The organism is Pseudomonas sp. lyk4-TYG-107, from assembly GCF_030209055.1.
Taxonomy (GTDB): domain Bacteria; phylum Pseudomonadota; class Gammaproteobacteria; order Pseudomonadales; family Pseudomonadaceae; genus Aquipseudomonas; species Aquipseudomonas putida_A.
The window spans coordinates 105,666-120,326 of record NZ_JARVST010000014.1 but is presented as its reverse complement, the minus strand read 5'-3'; the positions used below and the strand labels follow the sequence as shown (position 1 = coordinate 120,326).

The window sequence follows — 14,661 nt, the reverse complement described above, 5'->3', positions numbered from 1 at the left end:
GCGGATTCGCTGGCAGTCGTGCAGATTGAAACAGGCCTGATGCCACCACCCTAGGTCCAAGCGATTGATTCATAGGGTATTCCTGGCCCCAGGCGATTGGCTTGATCTCTGCACTTCTCTCATTACATTCATCAAGTGGCTTGAAGGGGGACGCATGACCCCGATGTCGAGCAGGAAAGTGGTCGTCGCCCATTCGGTTCGTGCCGGGGCGCCGCAACATGAAGTGCAGACCAACAAGGCTCTGGCCCGCTGGCTGGCGCAGATTCTGGGACTCAGCTTCGGCGGCAGTTTTGACCCGCAGAAGCATCGCGGTCGCGATTTGTATTGGCTGCCGACCCAGACCATTGTTGGCCCGGCCAGCGCGCGTAATCTGGGGATCAGGGGTCCCGGCGATTTGTGGGGCGGGTACGTCGAACACGATTTCATTTGCACCAAAGCCATCAGCCACGGCTTGCGCAGTCATCTGGCTCACGCGCCACAAGGCTGGGCGCCGCAATTCTCCGAGCGCGTTCGCGATGTGGTGCTCGACGGCTTGACGGTGTTTGCCGTGGAAGATGCGCGACCCGCTGCCGAGCATCTGCTGTACAGCGGACCGATCCGCCTGAAGCCGATTCACGCCTGTGCCGGTCGTGGCCAGGAAGTTATCAACAGCCTCGACGCGTTCGATGAAGTACTGGCCCGTGCAGAAGCGGAAGCGTTGTTTCGCGATGGCGTGGTGCTCGAACAGGACTTGAGCAAGGTCTTCACCCACAGCGTTGGCCAGTCATTCATCGGCGACAAAGTGCTTAGCTACTGCGGTGATCAATACTTGACCAAGGATGCCCATGGCGAAGACGTCTATGGTGGTTCGAATCTGTTGGTAGTGCAGGGCGGCTACGAAGATCTGCTGGCGCTGGACTTGCCGGATGACGTGCGACTGGCCATCAAGCAGGCGCAGATTTTCGACCGGGCGGCGGATGAGGCTTATCCAGATTTCTACGCCTCGCGGCGCAACTACGACATTGCCCAAGGCCTGGACAGCAATGGCAAACCCCGCAGCGGGGTGCTCGAACAATCCTGGCGCATGGGCGGTGCCAGCAGCGCTGAATTGGCCGCGTTGCAAAGCTTCGTCAATGATCCGCAGATGCCCGCGATCCGCGTGTCGACCGTAGAAACCTATAGCGATCAAAGCCTGCCGGCGGACGCCATCGAAATCTATCGCGGGCCAGCGGAGAACAGCGACTTCCTTCTCAAATACGTAACGGTCAAATCTTATGACGGCTAGAAGCGAAAGCATTCAGATCGACATTGATGATGAACAGATGAGCGGGACGTTTCTCAGTCCAAAATCGAAGGTCCCCGGCGTGTTGTTTGTGCACGGTTGGGGCGGTAGCCAAGAGCGTGATCTTGAACGCGCCAAGGGCATCGCCGGTCTCGGTTGTGTATGCCTGACCTTCGACCTGCGCGGCCACACCGGTGGCACCGGCATTCCGCTGACGCGGGTGACGCGCGAAGACAATCTGCGTGACCTGCTCGCAGCCTACGACCGCCTGCTGGCGCATCCGGCGCTCGACACCTCGGCGATTGCGGTGGTTGGCACCAGTTATGGCGGTTACCTGGCTTCGATCCTCACCTCGTTGCGTCCGGTGCGCTGGCTGGCGCTGCGGGTACCGGCGCTGTATCGCGACGAGCAATGGCACACGCCCAAGCGTGAACTGGACAAGGCCGACCTGCGCGACTATCGGGCGACGTTGGTCCGTGCAGACAGCAACCGTGCGCTGCACGCCTGTTCGCAGTTCACCGGGGATGTGTTGCTGGTGGAATCGGAAACTGACGATTACGTGCCCCACGCAACGATCATGAGTTACCGCGCCGCCTGTCAGCAGACGCATTCGCTGACGCACCGGATCATCGACGGCGCCGACCATGCCTTGAGCGAGCCGGTTTCGCAGCAGGCCTATACCTCGATTCTGGTGGACTGGATTACCGAGATGGTGGTGGGTGAGCGGTTGAGCATCATCCAGTCCACATGATTTGTTGTGGCTCTTCGAACCCCTTCGCGAGCAAGCCCGCTCCCACATTTGAAATGCGTTCTACCTGTGGGAGCGGGCTTGCTCGCGAAGGGGCCATCAGCCATAGCCACAAAATCAGGACGGTTTCTTCTCGATCCGCAGCGCCTTGGCCTTGGCTTCCACCAGCAAATACATCACCACCGTAATCAACAACGGCAACAGAAAATAAATCGCCCGATACGCCAGCAACCCCGCCACCAGACTGCCCCGCGAAGTCTCGTGCTGCAGCAGCGCGACGAACACCGCTTCCAGCACCCCGAGCCCCGCCGGAATGTGCGTGATGACTCCGGCAATCGCACTGATCAACAGCACGCCGAGCACCAACGGATAATCCAGTTTGCTCGGCAGCAGAGTGAAAATCACCGCCGCCATCAGCGACCAGTTCAATGCACCGAGCAGCAATTGCAGGACGGCCATGCGCAGTGATGGCAGGTTGATTTCCACCCCGCGAATCGACCACTCGCGGCGCTTGGAGAACTGGCACGCGGCGAGGTAACCGGCACTCAATAACAACAGCAGCACGCCGATGCCCTGCAACGCGGCGCTGCTGATTTTCCAGCCCGGCGGCATGCTCACCAGGCCGCTGCTGAACACTACGCCGGCAATCGTCATATAACCGAACCAGTTGGTGGCCAGGCTCAGACCGAGAATTTTGGCGATGTTGCTTTTGCTCACCCCCAGGCGCGAATACAGCCGATAGCGCATGGCAATCCCGCCGACCCAGGCGCTGAGATTGAGGTTGAACGCATAACTGATGATCCCCACCGGGAGGATCTGTTTCCAGGTCAGGTCCTGGCGAATGTAGGTGCGGCCGATCAGGTCGAAACTGGCGTAGGTGAGAAAGCTCAGCAGGGTCAGGCTGGCGGCAATGATCAGCGTGCGCACCTTGAAGTCGGCCAGGGTTTGCAGGACTTCCGCCCATTCGATACGAGTGGCGAACATCGTCAGCAACACGATCAGCGCGAGGAAGAACAGCAACGTCAGTGGGCGTTTCCAGCGACTCCAGCGAGAGTGAGTGGCGGGCGCAGACTGTGCGTGGGAATTGCTCATGACGTGCGCCCCCGAAACGGCTTGAGCCGCGGTTTGTGCGCCGGCAACCATCCGGCCATTGACGGGAAATGCCGCAGGAAGTGAAACACCAGAAACCCTACGGTCATGTGCCAGATCCGTCCTCGCGGGGACATGCTGGCGTCCATCGCCTTGCAGTGGTTCTGGCTCAGGTCTTCGAGGCGCTGAAACAAATGCTGATTGAACGCGCGATCGCGGATCAGCACGTTGGCTTCCAGGTTCAGCGACAGGCTCAGCGGGTCGAGATTGCTCGAGCCGACGGTGCTCCATTCCTCATCCACCAACGCGACTTTGCCGTGCAGCGGGCGCTGGCAATATTCGTGGATCTGCACGCCGGCTTTGAGCAGGTAGTCGTAGGTCATGCGCGCCGCCAGTTTGGCCACCAGCATGTCCGGCTGACCTTGCAGGATCAGCCGCACCTCGACTCCACGGCGCGCCGCGTTGCGGATCTCGCGCAGCAGGCGGTAGCCGGGGAAGAAATAGGCGTTGGCGATCACCACCCGGCGTTTGGCCCGGCGCAATGCGTGCAAGTACACATCTTCGATGTCGGTGTGATGCTGATCGTTGTCGCGAAACACCAGACGTACCTGACCGTCGTGATCGTTGAAAGCCATGTCCGCCCGGCGCTGACGCCGACGCTGCCACCAGAACCGTGCGCGTCCCGGACGACCACTTTGCAGCAGGGCGAAATGATGGATGTCAGCGACCGCTGGCCCTTGAATCTGCACCGCATAATCCTGTTTCGCCTCGGGGCCGAAATCGGCCAGGTGATCGCCGGAAAAGTTGATCCCGCCAATGAACGCGATCAGTCCGTCGACCACCACAATCTTGCGGTGCAGGCGGCGGAACCAGTTGGTGCGAATGCCCAGGTGCTTGGGCGCCGGGTCAAACATTTGCAGATGCACGCCCGCTTCGCTCAGTGCCGCGAGATAACCGGTGGTCAACTCGCCGCAACCAAAACCGTCGAGGCTGACAGTGGTGCGCACGCCACGCCGGGCGGCGTCGATCAGGATCTGTTGCAACTCTGCACCGACCTTGTCTTCGAAAACGATGAAGGTCTCCAGCAGAATTTCACTCTTCGCCGCACGCATGGCGTCGAACACCCGGGGGAAATATTCCTCGCCGTTTTCCAGCAACTCGACGCGGTTATTGCCCTGCCAGCCGTACTCGACATCGACATGCCCGGGCTCGCGCACTGGCGGGTTGATGCTGATCGGTTCCACGGCGGATTTCTCCAGCGGTGCGCTGCTCATAGTTCGATCTCCACCGATAACGGGACGTGGTCGGAAAGGTGTGACCAGGGCCGGTTGGCCAGGACTTTCGGTTGGCTGGCCTTGAGGTTGCGTACATAAATACGATCGAGCCGCAGCGTCGGCAGGCGCGCCGGAAAACTGCGCGCCGGTTTGCCGTGATGCTCGGCGAACACCTCGCGCAGGCCGCAGGGTTCGAGCAGCGCGTCGGCACGCTGGCGCCAGTCGTTGAAGTCACCGGCAACGATCACCGGTGCGTCAACCGGCAGCTCCGCCAGACGCTCGCCGAGCAGTTTCAATTGCGCATTGCGATGGCTTTCGCGCAGACCCAGATGCACGCAGATCGCATGCACTTCGACGCCATCGCCGGGCAGGCGCAGCACGCAATGCAGCAGCCCGCGGTTCTCGTGGCCGCTGATCGACACGTCGAGGTTGTCGTGGCGGATGATCTGGAATTTCGACAGCAATGCATTGCCGTGATCGCCCTCCGGGTACACCGCGTTGCGCCCGTAGGCGAACTGCGGCCATAGACTGTCGGCGAGGAACTCGTATTGCGGCATCGTCGGCCAGTTGCTGTAGCGCTTGGGATGATGCTCGTGGGTGCCGTGGACTTCCTGCAAAAACACCACGTCGGCGGCCACGCTGCGCACCGCTTCGCGCAACTCCGGGAGGATGAAACGTCGATTGAGTGCAGTGAAACCCTTGTGTGTGTTGACCGTCAGCACGGTGAAACGACGCACCGACACTTCGACGCTGGTCTGCTCGTCGGTGAACCCGACCGGCTCTGGAATACTCATGCCAGCACCCTTTCGTCAGCCGGTTCGCCGGGGGTGGTGGCGAGCGTTTTATCCAGCTCGAATCGGTGGAGCAAACTGCGCGCGTCGTAGGGCGCGCGGACTTTGATGTCGTTGTCGAAATAACAGAACACTTCGCGGGATTTGCGCGCCCGCGGCTTGAGGCGCGGCGCGATCAGATGCGCATCGCCGGGTTGCCGGCCGTGATGCCAGGCGTCGATGCGTTCAGCCCATTTGTTCAGCGCGGCGTCGGTGTAACCGCTGGCGTAAAGCTCTTCGGCACCGTGCAGGCGCAGGTAGACGAAATCGCTGGTGAGGTCTTCGCGGTACGGCCATTTGCCGGCGGTGTCGGCGATCACCAGAGCGGTGTTGTAGCGTTTCAACAAGCGCACGAAGTCGGAGTCGATGAACGTGTCATTGCGCACTTCCACGGCATGGCGCAGCGGTTTTTTGCGCCAGGCTTTGAGGCTGGCGTGGCCGTGAAGATGTGAATCGTGTTGGCGGGCGAGGGCGGCGGCCGCTGCAGTATCGTGGGGCAACAATGAGAGGAAGTGTTCGAAGCGCTCGGGGTCGAATTTGAAGTTCGGCGGAAACTGCCAGAGGATCGGCCCGAGTTTTTCCTTGAGCTCAAGCACCCCGGAGGCGAAGAAATTCGCCAGCGGTTTTTCGATCTCGCGCAAGCGCCGGACGTGGGTGATGAAGCGTGGCGCCTTGACGCTGAACACGAAGTCGTCTGGCGTTTCGTTGTACCACTGGGCGTAACGTTCGGGCCGTTGCAGGGCGTAGAACGATCCATTGATTTCGATGCTGTTGACCGCCCGCGACGCGAACTGCAATTCGCGCTTCTGCGTCAGTCCTTTCGGGTAGAAATCCCCTCGCCACGGAACGTAGCGCCAGCCGGAAATACCGATGTGAATCGTTGCCATGCCGCCCTCCCGTTGTCAGTCCTCGTACAGCCTGTGTCTGTTGATGACTGCGGGCGGTTCGGGAAAGTTTCGGTGGCGTTACGGACGGTACATCCCTGAGAGCAACACAAAGCTAATGTGGGAGGGGGCTTGCTCCCGAAGGCGGTCGTTCAGTCAACATCAATGGCGACTGATACACCGACTTCAGGAGCAAGCCCCCTCCCACAGGATTACTCAGTGGCCCGTGAATACTCGGCCTTGAGCCGGTTCGGCATAGGCCGGACCGAGCCGATCCAGTCGACCGCTCCATGCGGTGAGTGCCAGCGCCACCAGCACCACCAGACCACCGATCCACGCCGTATGAATCAGGCCCAAATGCTCGACGATCAGCCCGCCGCCCCACGCCCCGCTGGCAATCCCTAGGTTGAACGCAGCAATGTTCAGCCCAGATGCCACGTCCACTGCCTGCGGTGTGTGATGTTCAGCCTGACGCACTACATACACCTGCAGACCCGGCACGTTGCCGAACGCCACCGCGCCCCACACCAGCACCGTCGCCAACGCCAGCCATGGATTGGCGGCGGTGAAGGTCAGCACGAACAGCACAGCGGCGAGCAGGGCGAAGATGATCTTCAGGGCGCTGATCGGCCCGCGCTTGTCCGCCAGTTTGCCGCCCCAGATATTACCGACCGCCACCGACACGCCGTACACCAGCAACACCAGGCTGACGGTGTCGGCGCTGAAACCGGAGAGGTCCTGCAGGATCGGCGCAAGGAAAGTGAAGGCGATGAACGAGCCGCCGTATCCGATCGCGGTCATCGCGTATACCAGCAGCAGACGCGGTTGTTTCAGCACTTGCAGTTGCTGCAGCAAGGATGCCGGTTTGCTGTGGGCGATGTTGTTCGGCACATACAGCAGGCTGCCAATGAAGGCGATCACACCCAACGCCGAGACGGCGAGGAAGGTTTCGCGCCAACCGAAATGCTGACCGATGAACGTGCCCAGCGGCACGCCGGTGACCAACGCCACAGTGAGGCCGGTGAACATTATGGCAATCGCGCTGGCAGCTTTTTCCTTGGGCACCAGGCTGGTGGCGATGGTCGAGCCGATAGAGAAGAACACCCCGTGGGCCAGACCGGTGACGATCCGCGCCAGCACCAGCGATTCATAACCCGGCGCCATCCACGCCAGCAGGTTGCCGAGGGTGAACAGCACCATCAGCGACAGCAGCAACAGTTTGCGCGGGACTTTGCCGGTGAGGGCGGTCAGCACCGGCGCGCCAATGGCAACGCCCAACGCATACAGACTGACCAGCAGCCCGGCGGACGGCAGGCTGACGCCGAGATCGGCGCCGATGGTGGGCAACAGGCCAACGATGACGAACTCGGTCGTCCCGATGGCGAATGCGCTGAGAGTCAGCGCGAGCAAGGCAATGGGCATGACAGCACTCCGGTAGAGGTTTGAATGGAGCGCAGTGTCGGGGTTTGATGTGTGCGGAAAAATACGGGGTTGGGCATTTGATATTTGCCTTGGACGCAAAGGTCAAAGCGCTCCCCCTCACCCCAAACCTCTCCCCCAAAGGGGCGAGGGGGAAAGGAGCTGATCTCGGTTGCACTCAATATTGAGTTCGGCTGGATATTTCAGGTCGATGTAGCTCGAGAGCACAACTCGGTCGGCTCCCTCTCCCTCGGGGAGAGGGCTGGGGTGAGGGTGCTCTTGAACTTGCCAGACAATTACCGATCAGTTCCTTACAGGTTCAGCCAAGAGGGATCGGAGTTTTGATCAAGTTCAGGATCGCCATTTTGCTGGGAGCGCTGCTGTTTCTCGGCGCCAGCGAACTCGAAGCCGCCACGCTGCCGGGTGTTCCGGCTGCTGCTGAAGAACCGGCCAAACCCGAGCCGATTGTGCAGGGTGGTCTGCTCGGCGCGATCAGTTCGAGCATCGACGACGTGCAGGACAAACTCGATCTCAACGAGCATCTGGTCGACGCCTGGCGCCTGCGTGCCGACCGGGCGGCGGATGAGGTCGACAAACTGGTCAACCAGCCGTCGAACCGATCCGGCTGGAGCGTCGCCGGAGATTTTCTGATGTTGTCCGGCGTCTGGCTCGGCACTTTTGCGCTGCTCACGGTGCTCGGCAACCTGCTGGCCAAACGGCTGAGTCAGGGCCGTTGGCTGCGCACCCGCCAGCGCAGTCAGGACCTGGTTGGCTACCTGCTACCGTACACGCTGCCGGCGCTGATCTGCCTGCCGCTGACGTTGTATGTCAGCCACTTTCTGCAAGCTTCGGTTGGGCGGGCGCTGGCACTGTGTTTCGCCTACGCCACCAGCAGCGGGATTTTCTCCACCTCGATGCTGTTGTGTGTGGTGGTGATGTTCAATGTCGGGCACAAACGGCCGGCCGCGCGGATCATTCGCGACTACTGCCCGAAACCGCTGTTCCTGATCGGCTTTCTCGCCGCCCTCAGTGATGCGTTGACCAGCCCACAGATCGCCCGCCAGTTGGGCGGCAATATCACCAGCAGCGTTGCGGTGTTCACCGGGCTGATCGCCTCGATCATCTTCGGTCTGCTGGTGATTCGCCTGCGTCGGCCGGTGGCGCATCTGATTCGTAACCGACCGCTGGCGCAACGTCTGAAACAGCCGTCGTTGCAGGAGTCGCTGCGGATTTTTTCCGGGCTCTGGTACTGGCCGATCGTGCTGATGGTGCTGGTTTCGGCGGTCAATCTGATCGGCATCGGCGAAGACAATCAAAAGGCCCTGCGCTGTGCGCTGTTCACCACGGTGCTGCTAATCGGCACGGTGTTCCTCAGCACCATCCTCCAGCACCTGTTCAAGTCGCGCAAAGCCGAAGCGATCCAACGCAGCAGCGCCTACAAGGAGCGCTTTCTCAGCCTGTTGCACGCGCTGCTGCGGATCGTTATTGCGATTGCCTTCATCGATATTCTCGGGCGGATCTGGGGCGTTTCACTGCTCGATTTCGCCCAGAGCAGCACGATCGGCCGGGCGATCAGTAATGCGTTGAGCAGCATCGGCCTGATCTTCCTCGTCACGTGGCTGTTGTGGGTGGTGCTCGACACGGCGATTCAGGAAGCGCTGAAACCACCGGTCAGCAAACGCTCGTCGCGCCAGCCCAGCACCCGGGTGAAAACCATCCTGCCGCTGCTGCGCAATGCGATCAAAATCATCCTCGTGGTGATCTGCGCGATCACCACCATGGCCAACCTCGGCATCAACGTTGCGCCACTGTTGGCCGGTGCCGGGGTGGTCGGTCTGGCGATCGGTTTCGGTTCGCAGCAACTGGTGCAGGACGTGATCACCGGGCTGTTCATCATCATCGAGGACACCCTGTCGATCGGCGACTGGGTGGTGCTTGATTCCGGGCACGCCGGCACCGTCGAAGGCCTGACCATTCGCACCCTGCGCCTGCGTGACGGCAAGGGGTTTGTGCATTCGGTGCCGTTCGGCCAGATCAAGGCAGTGACCAACCAATCACGCCAGTTCGCCTATGCATTTTTCTCGGTGCAGTTCACCTACGACACCGACGTCGACAAGGCCATCGAGCTGATCCGCGAGACTGGTGATTCGATCCGTGAAGACCCGTTCCTCAAGTACAACCTGCAGGGGCCGCTGGATGTGTTCGGGGTGGACCGGATGGACTTGAACGGCGTGGTGCTGACCGCACAATTCCGTACCGTGTCGGGCGGGCAGTATGCAGTGAGCCGGGCGTTCAACCAGCGTTTGAAAAAGCTTGTGGATAACAGCCCTGAGGTGCATTTCGCGCAGACTTATCCACAGCAGGTTTTGTTGCCCAAGCGGCAGGGTGAGGGGGAGTTGGTGGCGAGCGAGGTGCCGCAGAAGTCGAGTACCTGACCGCCGGATTTTGTGCTGGGATTGCCGGCCTCTTCGCGGGCAAGCCCGCTCCCACATTGGATTTGTGAACGCCGCAGATCCCCGGTGGGAGCGGGCTTGCTCGCGAAAGGGCCGGAACTGTCGACATCAATGCCGGATCAGCTTGCTGCGCACCTGTTCCATAGTGATCTGATCCAGCTCAGCCCAGAAAACCTGTTTGCCAGCAATCTCGGCAGCAAGCGGCACCCCATCGCGATACACCAACCGATTACTCGCCAACGCCGGCACTTTTGCCCCCGGCAACAATGTCCCCGCCAGGTTCAATGGATCCACCCCGCACACCGCAATCAGACTGCCGTCATGTGCCCGGCGGCGCACTTCGCGCAGCAACGGAATCGCCTCGGGCAAGGCAAACTGTTCCCCCGCCAGACCACTGACAAAGCGCCCGCCGCGAATCTCGCCACGGGCCTCCAGCCGATGAAACGTGCGCAGCAATTCGCGCCAGCTCGGCAGCCAGTCCGCTTCGCGCTCCAGCAGACGCCAGAACACCACACCGTAGCGGCGCAGCAACGTCATGGCGACATGTTCGAGGGTTTCCGGCGAAGCGCTCTGGCTGTTCTCCATGAGCGGCCCGCGCCGCAACAACGCCCAGCGCCCGGCATCGTCCATGCCACCGACAAACGCCCCGCGCCCGCGTCGACTGCTGCGTTGCTGGCGCTTGCTCGCCGGGGTGATCAGGGCGCGCAAACCGGCGAAGCTGTCGGCGTTCACCAGGCCGGCACCGACCAGTTCCTGCAAGGCGATTTCCAGCTCGGTGCGCAGCAGATGCGCCTCGTGAATCAACTCATCGAAAAACAGCGCGCCGTGCTGACTCAGCGCTTCGTAGACCTTTTGCGTTTTCGGCGACAGTTCGCTGACCGGCGTTTGCTCGGCCAATCCACTCCACAACCCGACCTGACTGCGCGGCAGCAGCACAATCGGCGTACTGCGCAACGCCGTGCCGCTGACTTTCTGCCGGGCGCTGAGCCGCGTCCACACCAGTTTGCCGTTGCGGCACAGGTCATCCAGCCAGCTCGGCGAATAGTCTTTCAGGCGCGCCGGGAGAATGTCGCTGTCCCACGCGGAGGCCGCTGCCGGGTAACCTTCGAACTGGCCGACAATCGCCGGCAACACCGCGCTGCCCTGAGCGCGCGTAGCGGAGGACAGATGCTGCCAGTCGAACAGAAAACGCATGAAATCCTGCAGAGCCACCGGCTCGATTTCCCGGCGCAAACGCTTGACCGTGTAGCGATGAATGCGCGCCAGCAGATGCCGTTCGCACCATTCCTCAACCGTCGCGCCCGGGGTGAATTTACCGCGCAGCACGTAGCCTTCGCGCTCCAGTTGCGCGAGGGCCTGATTGACCTGCGGTATCGGCAACGCGAGTGGTTCGGCAATGGCGGCCAACGGCAGCGGGCCAAATGCGCCCAGTCGCGCGCGGAGCACTTCGACCAGCGCTTCCTCTAACGTCCAAGGCTCGTTGAAACCGGGCAAGGCCTCTTGCTGCGGTTGCAGCGTGGCCTGTGGATAAAGCGCCAACAGGCAGGTCAGGCGTTCTCGCGCCAGCCACAACGAGCCAGGCTGTGGATGTGTAGTGACTGTGAGGCCGTCTTCGCGAGCAGGCTCGCTCCCACAGTTGACAGTGTTCCAACTGGCGGAACGCGGTTGAATGTGGGAGCGAGCCTGCTCGCGAAGCTTTTCTTTTGCCGTTACTGGCGGAACGGCCAAGCGGCAGGCGCGACCGCTCGCAGTCAGCGCGTCAAGCCATTCGCGCCAGTGTTCGCCAGCCTGAACTTCAAGGTCGCTGATGCAGGCAAGGCTCATCAGCGCCTCGTGCATTTCATCGATGTTGGCCGGCGTCGGCCATGCCTCTTCACGCACCGCGTTGATGGCGTCTGCGTCCAGCGCACCGAGATCATCAGTGGACTGCGGATCGCTCCAGCGCCGGTTGAGCACCGCTTGGGTGCGGCGTTCTTCCAACGGCGCATCGTCGAGAAAGCTGTACGGCCGCGCGCTGAGAATTTCTGCCGCCAGCGGTGACGGCGCCGGCAGATCGCGGCTGAGCAACCGCACCTCGCCGCGCTCCATGCGCCGCAGCAGATTGAGCCAGCCGTCGCTGTCCATGGCCTCGTGCAGGCAATCGTCGAGAGTCTGTTCAATCAGCGGATGTTCGGGAATCTCCCGCTCGCCGGCGAGGTTTTCCAGGCAGGCAATCTGATCGGGGAACACGCTGGCAATCAGGTCTTCGCTTTTCATCCGCTGCAACTGCGGCGCGACTTTGCGCCCGCCGGTAAAACGCGGCAACGCCAGCGCTACCCCGGCATTCCAGCGCCAGCGCACGCCGAACAACGGCGCGTCGAGAATCGCATGAATCAGGATGTGCTCGGCGCTGTTGCTGTGCAGGTAGCGCCAGACGTCGTCCAGTTCGAAACTGTGGCTGGTGGACAGCGACAACACGATCGCATCCTCACTGGCGGCAGCCTGCAACTCGAAATTGAACGTGCGGCAGAAACGCTTGCGCAGCGCCAGGCCCCAGGCGCGGTTGATGCGGCTGCCAAATGGCGAATGGATGATCAACTGAGTGCCGCCGGACTCATCGAAAAACCGCTCCATCAGTAACGTGTCCTGCGAGGGCAGGGCGCCGAGGGTCAGGCGAGCGCGGGCGAGATAGTCCACCAGCTGTTCGGCGCTGGCGCGGTTCAGGCCGAGGGTTGCGGTCAGCCAGTCGAGCGCCGGTTGCAGATCGCCGGGGCTGGCGCCGAGCAACAGGTCGAGAGTCGCTTGCAGCCGCGCCACCGCCGCAGACAATTCATCGCTGCGCCCCGGGGCTTCGCCGAGCCAGAACGGAATGGTCGGCGGCTGGCCCTGAGCATCCTCGACCCGCACCTTGCCGGTTTCAACCCGCAGGATTCGGTAGGAGGTGTTGCCGAGCTGGAACACATCACCCGCGATACTTTCCACGGCAAAGTCTTCGTTGACACTGCCGATGCTCAGGCCTTGTGGCTCAAGCATCACGCTGTAATCGGCGTTGTCGGGGATGGTGCCGCCGCTGGTCACGGCGGTCAGTTGCGCGCCACGGCGGCCACGCAGGGTGCGGCTGACCGCATCGCGGTGCAGGTAGGCGCTGCGGATGCCCTGACGACCGTTGTAGCCTTCGGCGAGCATGGTCAGCAGCGCCTGATAGTGTTTTTCGTCGAGATCGCGGTAGGGCGAGGCTTGGCGGAATAGCGCCAGCAGCGCGTTTTCCGCCCATTCCCGGCAACTGACTTCGGCGATGATCTGCTGCGCCAGCACATCCAGCGGCGCTTGGGGGATTTGCAGGGTGTCGAGTTCGCCACGGCGCACGCAGTCGAGCAGGGCGGCGCACTCGATCAGGTCGTCGCGGGTGGTGGCGAACAAGCGGCCCTTGGGCGTGCCGCCGACCTGGTGCCCGGAGCGCCCGACCCTTTGCAGAAACCCGGCAATCGAACGCGGCGAGGATATTTGGCAGACCAGATCGACTTCGCCGATATCGATGCCCAATTCCAGCGACGCAGTGGCGATCAGCACTTGCAGCTCGCCGCGCTTGAGCCGCTGTTCGGCGTCGAGGCGGAATTCCTTGGCCAGACTGCCGTGGTGCGCGGCGACTGCGTGCTTGCCGAGGCGCTCGCTGAGGTGGCGGCTCAGGCGTTCGGCGAGGCGCCGGGTATTGACGAAAATCAGCGTGGTTCGGTGTTCGCGGGCCAGTTCGGCGAGCCGGTCATAAACCAGCTCCCAGACATCGTTGGCCATCACCGCCGACAACGGCACCGGCGGCACTTCGATGCCCAGATCCCGTGGCCGGGCGTGGCCGATGTCGATGATTTCGCAGGGGCGATCGGTGCCGACCAGAAACCGCGCCACGGCGTCGATCGGCTTTTGCGTGGCGGACAAGCCGATGCGGGTCAAGGGTTCGGCACACAACGCCTGCAGGCGTTCTAGGCTCAGGGCCAAGTGACTGCCGCGTTTGCCGGCCGCGATGGCGTGGATCTCGTCGATGATCACCGTGCGTGTGTTGCCGAGCATTTTGCGCCCGGACTCGGAGCCGAGCAGCACGTACAGCGATTCCGGAGTGGTCACCAGAATGTGCGGCGCACTTTTGCGCATGGCAGCGCGGTCTTTTTGCGGGGTGTCGCCGGTGCGCACTGCCGTGGTGATCTGCAATTCGGGCAGGCCCATCCGGCGCAACTGCTCGGTGATTCCCGCCAGCGGGTTCTGCAGGTTGATGCGGATGTCATTGGACAACGCCTTGAGCGGCGAAACGTAGACCACCAGGGTTTCGTCCGGCAGACCTTCGGGGTTTTCCAGGCCACGGTGGACGAGGTCGTCGAGCACCGCGAGGAAGGCGGTGAGAGTTTTACCGGAGCCGGTGGGCGCGGCGATCAGCGTCGAGCGGCGCTGGCGGATCAACGGCCATGCGCGGGCCTGGGCGGCGGTGACCGTCGGGAAGGTGCTGCTGAACCAGGCGCTGACGGCGGGGTGAAAGCCTGCCAGGGTGGCGTCCTTGAGGATGGGCAGATTCATGGCTCAAGTTATGCGGGTGGGGGCGGCAAGATGCAAGTACCGCTGGGATCTTCAGCGTTTGGCCGGGCCTCTTCGCGAGCAAGCCCGCTCCCACAGGGGAATGCGGTCAACTGTGGGAGCGGGCTTGCTCGCGAAGAGGCCTGCTGCAACGCCACAAATGC

At 62.1% G+C, this 14,661-nt stretch carries 9 protein-coding genes; 3 read left to right on the top strand and 6 right to left on the bottom strand.

Translation table 11 applies throughout. The features are described from left to right. The first annotated feature begins 154 nt into the window (after positions 1–154). On the top strand, positions 155–1,264 hold the full coding sequence (locus QRN61_RS13620; RefSeq protein WP_027614240.1) for a DUF3182 family protein: 1,110 nt from the start codon (positions 155–157) through the stop codon (positions 1,262–1,264). Continuing rightward, positions 1,254–2,012, top strand: a complete 759-nt coding sequence (locus tag QRN61_RS13615; protein WP_027614239.1) for an alpha/beta hydrolase family protein — start codon at positions 1,254–1,256, stop codon at positions 2,010–2,012. The genes QRN61_RS13620 and QRN61_RS13615 overlap by 11 nt, the downstream gene beginning before the upstream one ends. 114 nt (positions 2,013–2,126) lie before the next feature. Here the strand turns inward: QRN61_RS13615 and QRN61_RS13610 are convergent, their stop codons facing one another. The 5 genes from QRN61_RS13610 to QRN61_RS13590 all read right to left on the bottom strand — a co-directional run bounded on the left by QRN61_RS13610 (position 2,127) and on the right by QRN61_RS13590 (position 7,508). After that, positions 2,127–3,101 (bottom strand): lysylphosphatidylglycerol synthase domain-containing protein, encoded by a 975-nt coding sequence (locus tag QRN61_RS13610; protein ID WP_285374008.1) that lies wholly within the window; start codon positions 3,099–3,101, stop codon positions 2,127–2,129. Further along, entirely contained in the window at positions 3,098–4,372 is a 1,275-nt protein-coding gene (clsB, locus tag QRN61_RS13605) for a cardiolipin synthase ClsB (protein WP_027612951.1), read from the bottom strand. The genes QRN61_RS13610 and clsB overlap by 4 nt, the downstream gene beginning before the upstream one ends. After that, the gene (locus tag QRN61_RS13600) at positions 4,369–5,166 is read right to left on the bottom strand and encodes an endonuclease/exonuclease/phosphatase family protein (protein ID WP_134787445.1); all 798 of its coding nucleotides are present in this window, start codon (positions 5,164–5,166) and stop codon (positions 4,369–4,371) included. The genes clsB and QRN61_RS13600 overlap by 4 nt, the downstream gene beginning before the upstream one ends. Beyond that, a complete protein-coding gene (locus QRN61_RS13595; protein WP_285374007.1) occupies positions 5,163–6,089 on the bottom strand; it encodes a DUF72 domain-containing protein in 927 nt (308 codons plus the stop codon). Before QRN61_RS13595 ends, QRN61_RS13600 begins: the two co-directional genes overlap by 4 nt. A gap of 213 nt (positions 6,090–6,302) precedes the next feature. After that, positions 6,303–7,508 (bottom strand): MFS transporter, encoded by a 1,206-nt coding sequence (locus QRN61_RS13590; RefSeq protein WP_285374006.1) that lies wholly within the window; start codon positions 7,506–7,508, stop codon positions 6,303–6,305. A 338-nt stretch (positions 7,509–7,846) separates the two neighbouring features. On the opposite strand from QRN61_RS13590, the gene QRN61_RS13585 reads away from it, so the two are divergent. After that, on the top strand, positions 7,847–9,940 hold the full coding sequence (locus QRN61_RS13585; RefSeq protein ID WP_285374005.1) for a mechanosensitive ion channel family protein: 2,094 nt from the start codon (positions 7,847–7,849) through the stop codon (positions 9,938–9,940). 126 nt (positions 9,941–10,066) lie between these two features. On the opposite strand, the gene QRN61_RS13580 is transcribed toward QRN61_RS13585, so the two are convergent. Continuing rightward, positions 10,067–14,500 carry a DEAD/DEAH box helicase gene (locus tag QRN61_RS13580; RefSeq protein WP_285374004.1) on the bottom strand — a complete coding sequence of 1,478 codons (4,434 nt, stop codon included), beginning with the start codon at positions 14,498–14,500 and terminating at the stop codon, positions 10,067–10,069. Positions 14,501–14,661 lie beyond the last annotated feature (161 nt).